This is a genomic window from Mesorhizobium sp. M7A.F.Ca.US.011.01.1.1, assembly GCF_003998295.1.
In the GTDB taxonomy this organism is placed as follows: Bacteria; Pseudomonadota; Alphaproteobacteria; order Rhizobiales; family Rhizobiaceae; genus Mesorhizobium.
On record NZ_RZRT01000011.1, the window covers coordinates 44,204 to 59,161 of the forward strand.

The following is a 14,958-nucleotide window of genomic DNA, read 5'->3' on the forward strand; positions in this document are numbered from 1 at the left end:
GGATGGTCTGTTGCGCCGGCTGAAAAAGGTTCTGGGCTTTTGAAACGTCAGTTCCCGAAGGGCGCTCGCCCTTCGGGAACTGACGAGCGACGATTGTCAGGCGCCGAGTGACGCGAGGCGGCCGGGTGTGAGCGTAGCGTTGTGCAATGAGGTTGCGACCAGCGCCGCGGCGACACCCATCGCCGACAAGGCGCTGATGTCGGTCTCATCTCGGACGCCGCCGGCCGCGATGACGGCGCGATTTCCGGCCTTGGCCTTGACCTCCTGCAACCGCCCGAAGTCGGGACCGGCGGCCGCACCGACCTTGGCCAGCGTCATGACAATCACCTTTTGCGGCCAAAGCTCGGGCTCATCGAGAAGAGAACGTGGTCCGCAAAAACTATCGCCGACGAAATCAAGGGACAGGATGAGATCGGGATGATCGCGAAAACGCCGCAGCAACATGTCGTCCCGCTGCGATTCAGAGCCCAGAACAGGAGAAAGCGAGCGTTCGGCAAGCGCCGCCAAAAGTGTCTTTTCGTCGGCCACACCGGCATCGATCCAAAGTTCCGGCGGCTCCGCCATCGTCCTCAGCCGGGCGAGTGCGTCGCTGTTTGGCACACCGCCTTCGATAGCGTCCAGATCTGCGATGTAGAAGGTCGAAAAAGGATAAAGCCCACGCAGTCCTTCAGCGACCGCGACGACATCAGGGCTTCGGCTGAGCGGCGTAACGATCGGCCTGTAGCGATCGCGTTTTCCCTGCTGGGCGCGAACCACCACACCGTCTTTCAGGTCGAGAACCGGAATGATACGCAACGCTTTTTTCACCGACCAATTGCCCCCGTCATGAAAGCTTGAAGCGTGGAAAAAAGAAAGGGCATCATTGCCGGTTTCGACATTGGCGGCGCACATCTGAAGGTGACCCGCGCACAAGACGGTCGCATCGTCGAGGCGGTAACGATCGCAACGCCGCTCTGGCAAGGGCTGCACAAGCTGGCTTCAGCCCTCGACGAAACGGCTCCGATCTACGCGGGTGCGGATCTCAACGCGTTCACCATGACAGGCGAACTGTCGGACATCTTTCCGTCCCGCGATGTCGGCGTAGGGGCTCTGCTGGGTCAGATTTCCACCCATTTCCCCACAGACAAAAAGCTGGTCTATGCCGGACCATACGGTTTCGTCGGGGTCGAGCGGGCAGCGCAGTTAGCCGCCGATGTGGCTTCCGCCAATTGGCACGCGACAGCCTTGTTGGTGGCAAAACTCGCCGGCGATGCCCTGTTCGTCGACATGGGCTCCACCACCACCGATATCATTGCCATCAAGAACGGCGCCGTGGCCAATGACGGCTACACCGACGCCGGACGGCTTCTAACCGGCGAATTGGTCTATACCGGCTTCACCAGGACATTCCTGTTCGGCGTAGCCTCCTCGGCTCCCGTCCATGGCAGGCTAACGCCGCTGATGAACGAGTATTTCGCCTCGATCGCCGACGCTCACCGCATCCTGGGCGTGCTCGACGAGGACGACGACAGGCACCCTCCCGCCGACGGCAAGGAAAAGACCGTGGATGGCTCGATCGCGCGGCTGGCGCGCATGGTCGGGCGCGACGCCACTGACCTGGCCCCGCCGGAATGGGGTGAAGTCGCGCGCTGGTTCAGCGAGCAGCAACTGCGCAAAGTGCACGATGCAGCGTCGCTGGTTGCCGGAACCCTGCCTCGGGATGTCCCGATCGTCGGCGCCGGAAGCGGCCGCTGGCAGATCAGGCGACTGGCCGAACGCATGGAACGCAGCTATGTCGATTTCGCCGACATCATCCCCGCGGATGACACCGTTCGCGGACAAGCGAGCAGCGCGGCACCCGCGTCCGCGGTGGCGCTTTTGGCGGGATATCCTTCGTAAGCAGGTTGCGGCGCTCGCGCCTATGCTCGCGCGTCCTCGCTACCGGAACCTTTGGCGGTCAAATGATCGCTGACACGCTGCATCAGCCAGCCCCAGGCTTCCTTTTCACCGTCGCCTGCTGTCTTTTCGATGGCGATCGAAAGGTAGGCGATTTCCGCCTCGATCTTATCGCGCGGCAGCATGCCGAGCCGGCTGACCAGGATGGCTAGCTCAAGCACCGCCGCCTTGGCTCGGTTGAGGCCGGTGAACGGCGCAAGCGCTTCCTCCCGCACCACGCGGCAGAGATGGCGGGGGCGCACGCCATTGTCATCGACCGCCTGGACTTCGAGGCACGAATACGCCAGCGCCGCCTCGAGCCTCGGCACCGGAAACCCATCAACCGGAACGATTGGCCAATGCTTGCGGCCTGTCAGGCAGCCGGCAAAGACACGCACGTCGTCGGTATAATTGGCGATGGCGAACGGCACTTCGGCGAGATTGTCGAGCGTGACCGACGGCCGGAAGGGCGCAATCACCCAGCCGTCATTCTCGGCGATGATACCGATTGGCGCGATGTGGACGTTGCCTGCCTTGTTGACCGTCGTGATGATCGATTCGCGAATGTAGGGCATGGTCCTAGCGCTCCTTCCTTGCGCGGAGCGTCTTGCCCGGCTCGGCAAGACGGGTACGGTCGGTTTCGGGAGCCGGCGCGGCAACGCCCCATGCGAGCGGCTCGTCCTGCACATAACGCTTGCCGAGGCGCCACGCGATCTCGGCCTTCATCAGTTCCGCGCCGAGGTAAAAAGCGTGTGCGCCATCGGCGTTGACGTCCAGCCCGGCAAAAAGTTCGAACGCATCCGTGGCAACTGCATGCCCTCTGCTATTGAAAACGTGGATGCCGTCCTCCGCTACCGCGATCCGGAAGTTGGCATCGCGCACCTGGGCCGCCAATGCCTCGATATCGTCGGTTGAGGCTGTGAAAGGCTTGCGATCGTGGACCTGCAACAGGCCTGGGTGATAGCCGCGCGGCAAGGCGCCGTCCGTGCAAGCAGCCAACATGACGCGGCGGGCGATATCGTGCTCCTCGATCGTCCGCACCGTGTGTGGACTGACATGCACCGCCAGCACGTTTCGGATCCGGAGTTCCGAGCAGAGTCCCGCTAGAACGGCCGTAACACCAGAACTGTCCGCGTCGGTCAATTCGGTGAGATTGCCGGTGCCCATCAGCAATTCGACGTCCGGCCAGCGGCGCCGCGCCTCGATGAAGCGCCCGAGTGAAACGGCGAAGCCGAAATGGATCGGGTCGAGCACGGGATCGGCAATGAAGGCGATACCGGCCTTTTGCGCGGCTTCGATGGCCCGGCCGAGCGAATCCAGATCGCCAGGCGTGGAAGGTATCAACACTGCCGTAGCCCTATGATCGAAGATCAACGGCAGCGTGTTCTCATCGAGGCTGAGAAGATAGTCCGCGCCGGCGCGTGCCCCGATCGTCAGTTCGTCCACGCTGGCCGAATCGACGCTGACCATAAATCCCCGTGCCTTGAGCGCTCGCACAGCCTCCGCCAGCAACGGAAACGGCGTCTCCGGCAGGCAGCCCAGATCGATGACATCGGCGCCGGCCGCAGCTAGCATCGAGGCCCTCGCCATCAGTGCCTCGACCGACAGCATCGGCGCATCGACGATCTCGGCGAAGATGCGCATATCGTGACGCGTCAGATCCGGCAGTTTGCCCGCCCGGCCAAGGAAGGCCGGAAGGTCGGCGATCTCGTCGGGGCCGCGCACAAAAGGCACGCCGAAATGCTCCGACAGGTGCTCGATGTTTCCCCGATAGCGTCCGGGCAGGATGACGCGGTCGACGTCTCTCGTCAGAGTGAGCCGACGCTTCACAATGTCCTCGCTCATCAGCGCGGCGACCTTGACGCCGACGTTGACGATTTCCCACGCGAATTCGGTTTTGCCCAGCCCGGCCAGCAGCTGTTCCAGCCGCGCCTTGGCCAGATGGCCGGTAAGAAAAACCAGCCGCTCAGCCATCGCTTGCGAGTTCGGCCTGTCGCCGTGTGAGCGAGGCTTCGAGATCAGCGAGCGACTCGACCACCTGGGTCCGCTCGAAACTCTTCAACTGCTCGGTATTTTCCAGATCGATCCTGCGCGGATAGACCTTGACCAGCCCGTGCGGTGCCTGGGTTTCGAGTTCCGGTGCGGTGTCGCAAGCAAAGACGATGGCTGGCACACGGCACTTTCCCGCTTGGGCAAAGACATTGGTGGCGAGCGTGTCGGAAATGCCATGCACGCATTTGGCGACCGTGTTGGACGTGGCCGGCGCCACCACGACCGTGTGATAGACGCCGTGGTAGAATTCGCCGACAGGGATCGCACTCGCGGTCTTGTCGTGCAGCACGCGCGTCGTCTCCGGGAAATCAAGTTTAAGCTTGTACATGCGCAGCACTTCGTTGGCGGCCTTCGACACGAAGACATCGCAATGTTCGAGTTGGCGAACAAGTGCGAAGCTCTCCGTAAAGAAATGCCCGGAACCCGTCAAAACCCATGCCCAGCGCGGCACATGCAGCTTCACCATCGGCTATCCCGCCTTCTTTGCCGACGACCCTGTTGAAGCCACGATCCTGATGCCGGGCAGCTTGCCCAACGCGAGCATCGCGCCGGCCTCGGCAGCATCCTTCGGACCAGCGAGATGGAAATCGACGCCGTCGGGCAGCATGGCGGCAAAACCCGGGTCGACAATGCCTCGGGTCCTCAGGCTGTCAGCTGTATCGCTGTCGAAGAATGCACCGGTCTGCTTGATAAGCAACAGCGCGTTTGCGCCAAGCTTGCCGGCAAGCCAGGCGGCCAGAGAATCGGAGGTAATGTCCCAGGAAGCCGGAACATCCAGCGCCGGCAGTGCCAGTGACGACGGCAGCCATACCGGAACCTTCCCCGCCTCCAAGACTCGCCCGATCTCATCCAGCGACCGTGCCGGCGTCAGCCTTTCGTCCCGGTCGAGGATGACATGGCCGAACTGTTCCATGGCCAGGATCGCCATGGCATGTGCGGCGGTGTCGGAAAAATCCATGCGTGTCTGCGTCTCACGCACATGATCGGCAAAGAGCCCGCCGCCGGGCACGATGACGATCGGCAGCCTGGAACCCGCCAGCGCTGCGATCCAGCTCTTCATCTCCGCCGCGTGGGCCGTGCTGCCGCCAAGCTTGACGATGGCCCGTCGGAGCATTTCGGGGCGTTCCTGGCGCGGCCGGAAAACAACGCTTCGGTCTTTTCGGCCAGCAGTGCCGGAGGCAGCGCCGCGTCCCGCCGATTGGCGCTTGCGTTCGATCTCGACGCCGACACCGCCAGGACCGAGCTCGAGCTTTTCCACCCTTACCGTGACGCGCACGACACGCTGGTTCTCCAGGACGTGCGCTGCCACCTGCTCGGCCAAAGCTTCGCTGAGCTGGATATGGCCCCGCGCGACGATGGTGCGAATGCCGTCCATGATGATGTCGTAGGAGAACACATGGCGCATGTCCTCGGGATGGTCGGTGATTTGCAGCACGTCGGCGGTCACATCAAAGCGCACTTTTTGAGTATGGCCATGCTCGAAGCTGTAGGCACCGATCTGGACCGGCAGTACAAAATCCCGCACAAAAATCCTGTCCGTGCCCAGTGTCGGATCGGTGTCCGGCGAATAGCCTCTCGCCGCCAACAGGCGATAGTCGATACTCGATTGACCGCCGGTCCCGGATTCCGCCGGGACCAACTCGCGAATCTGCGAGACCGCCTCGGCGCTGATCGAACTCGTGCGACCGGAATGGCCACACAGCGCCCCCCGAAAGCCGAGAAAATCCGGAGCGAAAGGCAATAGGCGCGGAATATCCGGAGCTTCCAGCGATCCACTCAGGCCGACCATCAGACCGAGCGATTTCGTGCGATCGACGAATCCCGGAATACGCTCCGGCGGCAGATGATCGAGCAGCCGGCCCTTCCCCTTTTGCGCGGTATCGACCATCACGCCATGGAAGCGATGCCTGGCGAATATCGGCAGAAGTTCGAAGTCCGGCGCCAGATCGGCAAACAGCACGGCAATCAGCTTCGTTCGTGCGGCGAGCGGTTCGAGCGCCTGTGCGCAGGCAGAGATATTTGCCGAAGGAAAAAATCCGATCTTCACATAGTCGACGCCGGTCGCCGCGATCTCTTCGGCCTTGATGCGGATCGTTTCGGGTTCCATCGGCAGGTCGCCGCAGACCGCGCTGACCGGAGCCCGACCAGCGATGAACGAAATGGTTCGGCGCATGGTTTCCGTGGACACCGCGCCCAGGGCTCCCGCCTTCGGGTCCTTCAGGTCGACGATATCGACACCTCCAGAAAGAGCGATCTCCGCCTCTTCGATGCCGGTGACGCTTGCCAGCATTCTGGTCATTTGAACAGTTTCTCCAGTTTGGAGGACAAGACGTTTTTATAAAGGCGGTCGATGCCCCTGCGCCACGTCTCGTCGGTGTTGCCACGCGAATCGACGCTGGCGACTTTCCGCACCGTTCTGGCAGGCGCGAAAAGTCGTCCGATAGGGTTTGATAAATTTTGCGGGTCGGCTAAGTTGATCATGGGCACCTTGACTTGGCGCGGGTCCGGCAACCGTCGAACCTTTGCGCAAGAATGGGTAATTACTATCGATGACGAGCGCGGTGCCAGGCACTCTCGCTGCCTTTTTGTGCTTTTTTTCCCTGACCGTCAACGTTTCCGACGCGACAGGCCAGGAAACGGTGGCGAAGCCGGAAAAAAAGACAACTGAAATCAAGATAGGCTATTTGCGGGCCTACGCACCGCAATTGACGCTTTCCATGCTCGACCTGCCGCCACGTGACGAAGGTGTCGCCGGCGCCGAGGTGGCGATCGGCGACAACAATACGACGGGAAAGTTCACCAACCAGAAATTCAGCCTCGACGTGACCGAGATCAAGCCCGAAGGCGACGCGGTTCGAGCATTCGAGAACCTGATCGCCAAGGACGACCGCTATGTGGTCGCCGATCTTTCAGCCAAACAATTGCTGTCGATCGCCGACATCGCCCGCGACAAAGGCGTGCTGATCTTCAACGTCGGCGCCACCGACGACAGCCTTCGCGAGGAGGACTGCCGCATCAACGTTTTCCATATCGCGCCGACGCGCAGCATGCTGGCCGATGCGCTGGCGCAGTATCTCATGGTGAAGAAGTGGCCGAATTGGGTGCTGCTCTATGGATCGCATGAGCAGGATCATCTCTACGCCGATGCGTTGCGCCGCGCGGCAACCCGCTTCGGCGGCCAGATCGTCGCCGAGAAGGAATTCAAGGATACCGGCACAGCCAGGCGCACCGACACCGGCGCCACGCAGATACAGCAGCAGATTTCCGTGTTCACGCAAGATCTGCCGGAGCATGACGTGGTGCTTGTCGCCGACGAAAGCGAGGTTTTCGGGACATACGTGCCCTATCGCACCTGGACGCCGCGGCTGGTCGCCGGCACGGCCGGTCTGGTTGCATCGTCGTGGCATCCCGCCAGCGAACAATGGGGCGGCATCCAGATGCAGAGCCGCTTCCTGAAGACGACGGGACGGCGGATGCTCTCCAAGGACATGTCGGCCTGGACGGCGGTGCGTGCGGTCGGCGAAGCCACCACGCGCACCAAGGGCGACGATGCGAAAAAGATTAGCGACTACATGCGCTCTGATGATTTTTCGGTTGCTGCTTTCAAGGGGCAGAAGCTGACCTTCCGCAAATGGAACCTCCAGCTTCGCCAGCCGATCCTGCTTGGCGACACCAAGTCCGTCGTCTCGACATCGCCACAAGAGGGCTATCTTCACCAGGTCTCCGAACTCGACACGCTCGGTGTCGATCAGCCGGAAACGAAATGCGCTCTCAAGTAGAGTCAATCGGGAGGAATTTGCGTGCAGAAACGAGCTTGCGCATTCGCCATTCTCGCGGCCGGCCTGACGGCCAGTCCGGCATCGGCCTATACGGCCTACGTTTCCAATGAGAAGGACAACACGATGACCGTCGTCGACACGGCGACGATGCAGGTGGTGAAGACAGTTGAAGTCGGCCAGAGACCGCGCGGCATCACCATCTCGCATGACGGCAAATTCGTCTACCTATGCGCCAGCGATGACGATACGGTCCAGATCATCGATACCGCGACGCTTGAAATCGTCGGTACGCTGCCATCCGGCCCCGATCCCGAATTGTTCGTGCTCTCGCCGGACGGCAAGACGCTTTATGTCGCCAATGAGGACGATAATCTCGTCACCGCCATCGACGTCGAAAGCAAGCAAGTCCTGGCCGAGATTCCGGTCGGCGTGGAACCGGAAGGCATGGGTGTCAGCCCCGATGGCAAGACCATGGTCAACACCTCGGAAACCACCAGCATGGCGCATTTCATCGACACCGGCACGCATGAGGTGACCGACAACGTGCTGGTCGACACGCGCCCGCGCTTCGCCGACTTCAAGCCCGACGGCACGCAGGTCTGGGTCAGCGCCGAGGTTGGCGGCACCGTCAGCGTCATCGACAACGCCAAACGCGAAGTGGTGAAGAAGATCCAGTTCGCGATTCAGGGACTGCGGGCCGAAACCATCCAGCCGGTAGGCATCGCCATCAGCGCCGATGGCAAGAAAGCCTATGTCGCGCTTGGCCCGGCGAACCATGTCGCGGTGATCAATACCGACACCTACGAGGTGGAGAAATACATCCTCGTCGGCCAGCGCGTCTGGCATCTGGCCTTCACGCCCGACCAGAAAACGCTGATCACCACGAATGGCAATTCCAACGATATCACCTTCATCGACACGGCCACCGACGAGCCGGTCCAATCGCTCACCGTGGGCCAGCAGCCCTGGGGTGTGGTCATTTCGCCCAAATAGCAGACATTGATCATCGGGAGGCTCAAGACATGAAACTTTGCCGCAGGTTTTTCTTCGCCGCACTCGCCGGATTTGTCCTTGCTCCGATCGGAGCAAATGCCGACGATGCAACGCCAAAACCGTCGCGTGCCAGCAAGAACCTGCCGGAATTGATTATCGGTTCGGCCGATTCCACTTACGCCGTCAATCAGAAGGATTTCGAGCTGATCGCCGGCCAGGGCTATCGCTGGAAGATCACCTCCAAAGGCGGTTTCGAATACAAGTTCGTGACCGACCTCTTCCGCAATGTCTGGATGGACCAGATCGTCATCAACGATTTGGAAGTGCATATGGACGGCGGACCAGCCTGGCTGGAATTCGACGACGCGGGAACGATCCAGGTGCAGTTCCATACCGTTCGCCCGGGCGAATATACCTGGTCGGTTCCCGACCTTGCCGACAAGGGACTGAAGGGCAAGATTACGATCAAGTGAGACAAAGGCGACCAGGGGCGCCAGATAGCCAACGCGTCCTGAAGGAGCGACCCGGCATGCAGCATATGAGGACAAACGGACCGGGAGAAGAGGTGGCGGCGCTCGATGTCGGCGCCGTCAGCCATTCCTATGGCCAGAAGCGGGCGCTCAACGACGTCTCCTTTTCGATCGCGCCGGCGACTTTCACCGTTCTGCTCGGCCTCAACGGGGCCGGCAAGACAACGCTGTTCTCACTGATAAGCCACCTCTACGACACGCGTCACGGATCGATCCGCATCTTCGGCCATGATATTCGCCGCGCGTCCGGCGAAGCACTCAGACGCGTCGGCATCGTGTTCCAGGCACGCACGCTCGACCTCGACCTCAGCGTCTACCAGAATCTCTCCTACCACGCCTCGCTGCATGGCATTGGCGGACGCGAAGCTCGCCAGCGCATTGCTGCGCTGCTTGAAACGGTCGACATGCAGGGCCGCCAGCACGACAAGGCACGCAGCCTATCCGGCGGTCAGATGCGGCGCATCGAAATCGCCAGGGCGCTGCTTCACCGACCTTCCCTGCTCCTGCTTGACGAGGCGACCGTCGGCCTCGACATCGAGTCTCGCGCGGGCATCCTCGACACCATCCGCAAGCTCGTCCAGGCAGAGGGCATCGGCGTGCTCTGGGCCACGCATCTGATCGACGAAGTCGAAGACACCGACCATGTCGTCATACTGCGGCGGGGTGACCTGGTCGCGAGCGGCAAGGTGTCGGATGTGATCCGCGCGAACGGCGGAAATTCGATTCGTGAAGCCTTTTCGAAGCTCAGCCGCGTCGATGCGGCGGGCCTGGCGGAGACGTCACCATGAGCGCTCCTGCGATGCCCGGAAAGGTCGTCGGCATCATGCCGGTGCAGTCTGAGCCATTCGGCCTGCGCCACTATCTCATTTGCCTGAAAGGTGTCGTCCTGCGCGAGTGCCTGCGCTTCCTGCACCAGCGCGAACGCTTCATTTCCTCGCTGGTCCGGCCACTCGTCTGGCTGTTCATCTTCGCCGCCGGCTTTCGCCAGGTGCTCGGCGTGTCGATCATCCCGCCCTACAAGACCTATGTGCTCTACGAGGTCTATATCACACCGGGCCTTTGCGGCATGATCCTGCTGTTTTCCGGCATGCAGTCTTCGCTGTCGATGGTCTACGACCGCGAGATGGGCAACATGCGCATCCTGCTGGTCAGCCCGTTTCCGCGCTGGTTCCTGCTGGTGTCGAAGATGCTCGCCGGGGTGGCCGTATCGATCGTGCAGGTCTACGCGTTCCTGATCGTTGCCTGGTTGTGGGGCGTCAAGGCGCCGCCACTCGGCTACCTCTATGTGCTGCCGGCACTGTTCCTGTCGGGCATGATGCTCTGCGCGCTCGGCATGCTCTTGTCTTCGCTGATCAAGCAGCTTGAAAACTTCGCCGGCATCATGAACTTCGTCATCTTTCCCGGCTATTTCGCGTCTCCGGCGCTGTATCCCTTGTGGCGCATCCAGGAGGCGAGCCCGCTGCTCTACAAGATCTGCCTCTGCAACCCGTTCACCTATGCCGTCGAACTGATCCGCTTTGCCTTCTACGGGCAGATCGAATGGCTGTCGCTGGGCGTCGTCGCCGGCTGCACGCTGCTGTTTCTGGGCGGCGCCATCATCGCATACGACCCTTCGCGCGGTTTGGTGATCCGCAAGCAGGACATGGGAGGAAACGCCTGATGGCGCGAATGAGACTTGTTCACACTCTCGTTGTGGTCGCCACGCTTGCCTCGATGGGAGGCGCCGGCGCGGCAAACACCGATCCCGACTGGCCTTGCATGCAGCGTAAGGTGCCACAGCTCTCGCTTGGCCAGATCTGGAATGGGCCGGAGCTTCCCGCGACCGCGAAGGATTGGGCGAAGGATGCCCGTGTGTCGGCGCTTGTCGAGGCGGTGGCGGCCCGGCGGACGCCGATTGCCGAAGCCCAGAAAGAGATCAAGGATTTCGCGACTTCCCTGCCGCCCGAGCAGGTTGCGCCAAAAATGGCGATGCTGGTGCAGGGACTGTTCGACCATATGGACGCCGAGCGTTCGCACGTGATCTCCGGCATCTCCCGCTATGCCCACAAACAGCTCGAAATGGCGGCGCAGTTGCGCAAGGAAGCATCCGAAGTCGACGCGCTGCGCGCCAAGGCCGATGCGGATCCGGACGAAGTCGAACGGCGAACCGACCAGCTGAATTTCGCGACGCGAATTTTCACCGAACGCGTCCAGTCGCTGACTTATGTCTGCGATGTGCCCACGATAATCGAGCAGCGGCTTTACCAGTTGTCGAAGACCGTCTCGGAAACGCTCGTCGTGAAGAAATAGACATTGACCGCCTGTCTCACGACTCTCTGCCAGGCAGCACACGCCAACGCTGCACGAAATAACCGGGATGGGTCTCGATCCACCTCGCCACCAGCGGCTGCGCCTGCATGAAGGCAGTCCCGGGATTCATCGCCAGACCGTCTACTATCTGTTCGCGTTGTTCGCAGGTCCGCGGTACATCCGTCAGGCAGACCATCATAACGAGTGTGTAAAGCATTGCCCCCCATCGAATTCCCGAACCCTACCCAGGAGGTTTCTGCAGGGGGTGCACATACGGATCGCTTACGGGTGTGAAAGGACGTGGCCCCCGCTCTTTCGCACTGCAACATAACATATTGCTTATAACACCAACGATCGCGAGCGTTCTCCACCGGGCTTTCATCCGTTGCGTTCGTGCAATGTCATCCCGCCTTGTCTGGATACAGCTTTCCGAAAAGGGGCAGATACGTCGCGCCCTTGCGCATCAGGAAATCGTTGAACGTGGCCATGGCCGGCGAGATCGCGTGATCGGTTCGCATCACCGAAAACCATTGCCGGCGGATCGGCATGCCGACAACGTCGAGGATGACAAGCCGGCCTGCTTCGGTTTCCGCAGCGATGGTGTGGGCAGAGATGAAGGCGATGCCGAGACCAGCCATCACCGCCTGCTTGATCGTTTCGTTTGAGGCCATCTCGACACCGAGGTCGTCGATGCGCCCAGGCACGTCGCTCAGGAATATTTCCAACGAGATGCGGGTTCCAGAGCCGGGCTCACGAATAAGGAAATGCTCCTCCGCGATCCGTTCCTTGGAGATATCGCGCGCCGCCACCAACGGATGGTCGGGCGGCGCGATGATGACCAGCGGATGATCGCCGAAGACCGAAGCGCGCACCGGAACCTCTTTCGCCGGACGCCCCATCAGCGCGATATCGATGTCGTGGTTCCTGAGGTTGTCGATCGTCTGGGCACGATTGCCGATGGCAAGCCGCATGTCGATGTCGGGATGATCCTTCATGAATGCAGCCATCAGCCGCGGCGCGAAATATTTTGCGGTGGAAACGACGCCGAGCCTCAGGCTGCCGGTGCGCACGCCCTTGATGGCGTCCATCTTGTCTTCGAGCAAACCGAGATGCTCATCGATAGCCTGCGCCGTCTCGACGAAAGCCAGACCTGCGGCAGTGGGACGCATGCCGTCCGATGTTCGGTCGAACAGAGCCAGCTGGAATTCTTCCTCCACTTGCCGCAACTGGATTGTCAGCGCTGGAGGAGACAGGCCTAACATCTTGGCCGCGCTGACAATTTTGCCGCACATGATGATTGCCTGGACGGTCTTGAAATGCTTGAGCGTGAGGTTCCTCATGCCGCATACTAAATTATTTTTAGTGGCTAAGTAAAGTTATTGAATTTTACTTATCTCGCGACGTTTGTTTCCATTCCTCCAGTCCAGCCGCTCCGAGGAGATGCGGCCGGACCGGGAGGTTACGATGCCAGCGGCAACGCTCGACGCTTTTCTGAACTCCTATCTCGGCCAGCCTGACGAATTCCGCTCGGCAGTTGTGACGACCGTCCGTCAGTTGACACAGGCCGCCATCAAGGTCCGCAACACCATCAATCAAGGGGTGCTCGGCGCCGCCTTTGCCGAAACCCGTGGCGCCAATGCCGATGGCGACGTCCAGAAGGATCTCGACGTCTTCTCCGACGACATCTTCCTCGACGCCATGCGCCGCGCACCGGTCGCGCTTTACGCCTCCGAGGAGCTGGAGCAGCCAGTCCTGCTCGACAGGCAAGCGCCACTCGCTATTGCGATCGACCCGCTCGACGGCTCTTCCAACATCGACACCAACGTGTCGATCGGAACGATCTTCTCGCTCCTGACCGCAACTGGCGCGCCGGACGCTGATCCGGCCGCCTCTTTCCTGCAGGCGGGCGTGAACCAGCTAGGCGCCGGTTTCTTCATCTATGGGCCGCAGCTGGCACTCGTCCTGTCGCTCGGCAGCGGCACGCATGTCTTCGTCTTCTCGACAAGGCTCGGAACCTTCGTCCAGGCCTATGAAAGCCGGATCATTCCGCAACGCACTCAGGAGTTCGCCATCAACGCCGCCAACTACCGGCACTGGGACGAGGCCGTGCGGCTCTATGTAGACGACTGCCTGGAGGGCACCGAAGGACCGCGCGAGAAGGATTTCAACATGCGCTGGATCGCCTCTCTGGTTGCCGACTGTTACCGCATATTGATGCGCGGCGGCGTTTTTCTCTACCCCGGCGATCGGCGCAAGGGCTATGGTCAGGGACGGCTGCGCCTCGTCTACGAGGCCAACCCGATCGCCTATCTCATAGAACAGGCTGGCGGTGCCGCCACCGATGCGATCAACCGCATCCTGGAAATCGAACCCGAGAGCCTGCATCAGCGCGTGCCGATGATCTTCGGGTCGGCGCGGGAAGTCGCGCGCATCGCCCGCTACCACACAGAGCCGAGCAACATCGGTGAGCGTGCGCCGCTGTTCAGCCGCCGCGGCCTGTTCAGAGCCTGAGCAGCGCCATGTCAGCCAAGCACCCCATCATCACCATTACCGGGTCATCGGGCGCCGGCACGACCTCGGTCAAGCGCATCTTCGAGCTGATTTTCCGGCGCGAGAACATCGAGGCCGCTTTCATCGAAGGCGACGCCTTCCACCGCTACGACCGCGCGGCGATGAAGGCAAAGGTGGCCGAGGAGGAAAAGGCCGGCAACCCGAACTTCACCCATTTCAATGCCGCGGCCAACGAACTCGGAATTCTCGAAGAGGTGTTCGCGGAATATGGCCGCCGCGGAACCGGCAAGACCCGCACCTACATTCATGATGAGGAAGAGGAAAAGCAGCACGGCACGCCACCGGGAACCTTTACCGAATGGCGCGAATTCGCTCCCAGCGACCTGCTCTTCTACGAGGGGCTGCACGGCTGTGTCGTCACCGACACGATCAATTTGGCCAAGCATGCGGATCTCAAGATCGGCGTCGTGCCGGTCATCAATCTCGAATGGATCCAGAAGATCCATCGCGACCGTTCGACCCGCGGCTATTCCACCGAGGCGGTGATGGACGTGATCCTGCGCCGGATGCCCGACTATGTCCGCTACATCGTCCCGCAATTCTCGCAGACCGCCATCAACTTCCAGCGCGTGCCGATCGTCGACACGTCCAACCCGTTCATCGCGCGCTGGATTCCCACGCCCGACGAATCGATGCTGGTTATCCGCTTCGCCAATCCGCGCGGCATCGATTTTCCGTATCTGCTGTCGATGATCCACGACTCGTTCATGTCGCGGCCAAATTCCATCGTGGTGCCAGGCAACAAGCTCGATCTTGCCATGCAGCTGATCCTGACGCCGCTCATCCTGCAATTGATTGAACGCAAGAGCCGTGTGTCGTGAGGAGGATGC

Annotated in this window: 15 protein-coding genes; 9 read left to right on the forward strand and 6 right to left on the reverse strand. The window is 61.2% G+C overall.

The annotated features are described in order from the left end of the window. Nucleotides 1-96 precede the first annotated feature (96 nt). The gene (locus EOA13_RS13955) at nucleotides 97-807 is read right to left on the reverse strand and encodes a HisA/HisF-related TIM barrel protein (protein ID WP_127293327.1); all 711 of its coding nucleotides are present in this window, start codon (nucleotides 805-807) and stop codon (nucleotides 97-99) included. A gap of 33 nt (nucleotides 808-840) precedes the next feature. Between EOA13_RS13955 and EOA13_RS13960 the strand changes: the two genes are divergently transcribed. After that, entirely contained in the window at nucleotides 841-1,878 is a 1,038-nt protein-coding gene (locus tag EOA13_RS13960; protein ID WP_127293329.1) for a hydantoinase/oxoprolinase family protein, read from the forward strand. Nucleotides 1,879-1,898: 20 nt separating this feature from the next. Here the strand turns inward: EOA13_RS13960 and EOA13_RS13965 are convergent, their stop codons facing one another. Genes EOA13_RS13965 through EOA13_RS38715 form a run of 4 tightly spaced genes read right to left on the reverse strand, consistent with a single transcriptional unit; the run spans nucleotide 1,899 to nucleotide 6,265 of the window. Further along, nucleotides 1,899-2,489: a DUF447 domain-containing protein gene (locus EOA13_RS13965; protein ID WP_127293331.1), complete on the reverse strand. Its 591-nt coding sequence runs from the start codon at nucleotides 2,487-2,489 to the stop codon at nucleotides 1,899-1,901. A gap of 4 nt (nucleotides 2,490-2,493) precedes the next feature. Continuing rightward, the gene (locus EOA13_RS13970; protein ID WP_127293333.1) at nucleotides 2,494-3,888 is read right to left on the reverse strand and encodes a DUF6513 domain-containing protein; all 1,395 of its coding nucleotides are present in this window, start codon (nucleotides 3,886-3,888) and stop codon (nucleotides 2,494-2,496) included. Further along, complete coding sequence (locus tag EOA13_RS13975) at nucleotides 3,881-4,432, reverse strand: flavoprotein (RefSeq protein ID WP_023810415.1); 552 nt, start codon at nucleotides 4,430-4,432, stop codon at nucleotides 3,881-3,883. The genes EOA13_RS13970 and EOA13_RS13975 overlap by 8 nt, the downstream gene beginning before the upstream one ends. Before the next feature lie 3 nt (nucleotides 4,433-4,435). Then, nucleotides 4,436-6,265, reverse strand: a complete 1,830-nt coding sequence (locus tag EOA13_RS38715; RefSeq protein ID WP_127293335.1) for a (5-formylfuran-3-yl)methyl phosphate synthase — start codon at nucleotides 6,263-6,265, stop codon at nucleotides 4,436-4,438. 250 nt (nucleotides 6,266-6,515) lie between these two features. Here EOA13_RS38715 and EOA13_RS13990 point away from each other — a divergent pair, with 250 nt between their 5' ends. Genes EOA13_RS13990 through EOA13_RS14015 form a run of 6 tightly spaced genes read left to right on the forward strand, consistent with a single transcriptional unit; the run spans nucleotide 6,516 to nucleotide 11,557 of the window. After that, nucleotides 6,516-7,745, forward strand: coding sequence for an ABC transporter substrate-binding protein (locus EOA13_RS13990; protein WP_127293337.1), 1,230 nt, complete (start codon nucleotides 6,516-6,518; stop codon nucleotides 7,743-7,745). A 21-nt stretch (nucleotides 7,746-7,766) separates the two neighbouring features. Further along, nucleotides 7,767-8,738, forward strand: a complete 972-nt coding sequence (locus EOA13_RS13995; protein ID WP_023810412.1) for a YVTN family beta-propeller repeat protein — start codon at nucleotides 7,767-7,769, stop codon at nucleotides 8,736-8,738. 29 nt (nucleotides 8,739-8,767) lie between these two features. Next, nucleotides 8,768-9,211 carry a hypothetical protein gene (locus EOA13_RS14000; RefSeq protein WP_127259695.1) on the forward strand — a complete coding sequence of 148 codons (444 nt, stop codon included), beginning with the start codon at nucleotides 8,768-8,770 and terminating at the stop codon, nucleotides 9,209-9,211. A gap of 56 nt (nucleotides 9,212-9,267) precedes the next feature. Beyond that, nucleotides 9,268-10,056 (forward strand): ATP-binding cassette domain-containing protein, encoded by a 789-nt coding sequence (locus EOA13_RS14005; RefSeq protein ID WP_127293339.1) that lies wholly within the window; start codon nucleotides 9,268-9,270, stop codon nucleotides 10,054-10,056. A gap of 35 nt (nucleotides 10,057-10,091) precedes the next feature. Continuing rightward, entirely contained in the window at nucleotides 10,092-10,928 is an 837-nt protein-coding gene (locus EOA13_RS14010) for an ABC transporter permease (RefSeq protein ID WP_164780069.1), read from the forward strand. Then, a complete protein-coding gene (locus tag EOA13_RS14015; RefSeq protein ID WP_127293343.1) occupies nucleotides 10,928-11,557 on the forward strand; it encodes a hypothetical protein in 630 nt (209 codons plus the stop codon). The genes EOA13_RS14010 and EOA13_RS14015 overlap by 1 nt, the downstream gene beginning before the upstream one ends. A 401-nt stretch (nucleotides 11,558-11,958) precedes the next feature. On the opposite strand, the gene EOA13_RS14025 is transcribed toward EOA13_RS14015, so the two are convergent. Continuing rightward, complete coding sequence (locus tag EOA13_RS14025; RefSeq protein ID WP_127293347.1) at nucleotides 11,959-12,897, reverse strand: LysR family transcriptional regulator; 939 nt, start codon at nucleotides 12,895-12,897, stop codon at nucleotides 11,959-11,961. 124 nt (nucleotides 12,898-13,021) lie between these two features. Between EOA13_RS14025 and EOA13_RS14030 the strand changes: the two genes are divergently transcribed. Next, nucleotides 13,022-14,068 (forward strand): class 1 fructose-bisphosphatase, encoded by a 1,047-nt coding sequence (locus EOA13_RS14030; RefSeq protein ID WP_127293349.1) that lies wholly within the window; start codon nucleotides 13,022-13,024, stop codon nucleotides 14,066-14,068. A gap of 8 nt (nucleotides 14,069-14,076) precedes the next feature. Beyond that, nucleotides 14,077-14,949 (forward strand): phosphoribulokinase, encoded by an 873-nt coding sequence (locus tag EOA13_RS14035; RefSeq protein ID WP_127293351.1) that lies wholly within the window; start codon nucleotides 14,077-14,079, stop codon nucleotides 14,947-14,949. Nucleotides 14,950-14,958 lie beyond the last annotated feature (9 nt).

Coding starts and splice junctions, on each gene's coding strand:
- EOA13_RS13965 (WP_127293331.1), bottom strand. CDS start 2,489: ATGCCCTACATTCGCGAATCGATCATCACGACGGTCAACAAGGCAGGC.
- EOA13_RS14030 (WP_127293349.1), top strand. CDS start 13,022: ATGCCAGCGGCAACGCTCGACGCTTTTCTGAACTCCTATCTCGGCCAG.
- EOA13_RS14035 (WP_127293351.1), top strand. CDS start 14,077: ATGTCAGCCAAGCACCCCATCATCACCATTACCGGGTCATCGGGCGCC.
- EOA13_RS14015 (WP_127293343.1), top strand. CDS start 10,928: ATGGCGCGAATGAGACTTGTTCACACTCTCGTTGTGGTCGCCACGCTT.
- EOA13_RS13970 (WP_127293333.1), bottom strand. CDS start 3,888: ATGGCTGAGCGGCTGGTTTTTCTTACCGGCCATCTGGCCAAGGCGCGG.
- EOA13_RS13990 (WP_127293337.1), top strand. CDS start 6,516: ATGACGAGCGCGGTGCCAGGCACTCTCGCTGCCTTTTTGTGCTTTTTT.
- EOA13_RS38715 (WP_127293335.1), bottom strand. CDS start 6,265: ATGACCAGAATGCTGGCAAGCGTCACCGGCATCGAAGAGGCGGAGATC.
- EOA13_RS14005 (WP_127293339.1), top strand. CDS start 9,268: ATGCAGCATATGAGGACAAACGGACCGGGAGAAGAGGTGGCGGCGCTC.
- EOA13_RS14000 (WP_127259695.1), top strand. CDS start 8,768: ATGAAACTTTGCCGCAGGTTTTTCTTCGCCGCACTCGCCGGATTTGTC.
- EOA13_RS14025 (WP_127293347.1), bottom strand. CDS start 12,897: ATGAGGAACCTCACGCTCAAGCATTTCAAGACCGTCCAGGCAATCATC.
- EOA13_RS14010 (WP_164780069.1), top strand. CDS start 10,092: ATGCCGGTGCAGTCTGAGCCATTCGGCCTGCGCCACTATCTCATTTGC.
- EOA13_RS13975 (WP_023810415.1), bottom strand. CDS start 4,432: ATGGTGAAGCTGCATGTGCCGCGCTGGGCATGGGTTTTGACGGGTTCC.